The 1337-nt window shown below is 63.6% G+C and carries 2 protein-coding genes; both read left to right on the top strand.

Going from position 1 to position 1337, the window contains the following annotated elements:
* On the top strand, positions 1-373 hold a 373-nt coding region (locus EN969_RS31285), incomplete at its 5' end, for a DUF2497 domain-containing protein (protein ID WP_127419745.1).
* A gap of 218 nt (positions 374-591) precedes the next feature.
* The coding region (locus tag EN969_RS31290; RefSeq protein WP_164758672.1) for a class I tRNA ligase family protein at positions 592-1337 on the top strand (746 nt) is incomplete at its 3' end.

Below are 1337 nucleotides of genomic sequence, written 5' to 3' on the forward strand. Positions count from 1 at the left end.
GGCCAGGGCGGTGTCGGACCGGAGCGAGGCACGCAAGACGGCTGCCCAGCCGTCCGTGGAGGCTCCAGGGGATGAACCGGCCGCGAAACCGGCTACCGAGCCGTCTCGTCCGGATGCAAGCGTGGTGCGGCCGGTGGCGGCCAGCGACGCGCCGCGTCCGGCGATCGTTTCCGAGCACACCGGCCGTCAGGTCGCGGCTGCCTTTGGCGAGCTTTCCGACGCGTTTGCCAGCCGCAGCAAGAAGACATTCGACGAGATGGCCGAAGAGATGCTGCGGCCGATGCTGCAGGATTGGCTCGACAACAATCTGCCGACACTGGTCGAAAGGCTGGTGCGCGAGGAGATCGAGCGCGTGGCGCGCGGGGCGCAGTAGTTCCCCATGCCGATTGCCCAGAGGAAACGGCGCCTTCGTGGCGCCGTTTCTTTTGGTGAAGTCGTTGTCGGCAGGACGACGGATCGCGTTCCGTTGAAATGACTGAGGCCGCGCCTATCTGGTTGTGAGGGTCCGAGACAGCCCTTGCGGTTGACTTGGCCAAAACCTTCCGATTTACACCGGACCAGCAAACTCCCGACAGCGCGGACCATTTTCCCATGCTTGAAAAGACCTACGACGCCAAAACCGTCGAGCCGAAGATCGCCAAAGTCTGGGAAGAGGCCGACGCGTTTCGCGCCGGTGCCGGGGCCGAGGAGGGGGCGGAGGCCTTCACCATCGTCATCCCGCCGCCGAACGTCACCGGCTCGCTGCATATGGGACACGCGCTCAACAACACGCTGCAGGATATATTGGTGCGCTTCGAGCGCATGCGCGGCAAGAACGTCCTGTGGCAGCCGGGCATGGACCATGCCGGCATTGCCACGCAGATGGTGGTCGAGCGGCAGCTGATGGAAAAGCAGATCCATCGCCGCGACCTGACCCGCGAACAGTTCATCGAGAAAGTGTGGGAGTGGAAGGCCGAATCCGGCGGTGCCATCTTCAACCAGCTGAAGCGGCTCGGCGCCTCGGCCGACTGGTCACGCGAACGCTTCACCATGGACGAAGGCCTGTCCAAGGCGGTGCTCGAAGTGTTCGTCACGCTCTACAAGGAAGGGCTGATCTACAAGGACAAGCGTCTTGTGAACTGGGACCCCAAGCTGCTCACCGCGATCTCCGATCTCGAGGTCGAGCAGCAGGAGGTCAATGGCAATCTCTGGCACTTCCGCTACCCCGTCGAAGGCAAGGTCTTCGACCCGGAAAACCCGAAAACCTTCATCACCGTGGCGACGACGCGCCCGGAGACGATGCTGGGCGATACGGCCGTCGCGGTGCATCCCGACGACGAGCGCTTCCGGCATCTGGT

The sequence above is a fragment of the Mesorhizobium sp. M7A.F.Ca.CA.003.01.2.1 genome, from assembly GCF_003998945.1.
Taxonomy (GTDB): domain Bacteria; phylum Pseudomonadota; class Alphaproteobacteria; order Rhizobiales; family Rhizobiaceae; genus Mesorhizobium; species Mesorhizobium ciceri.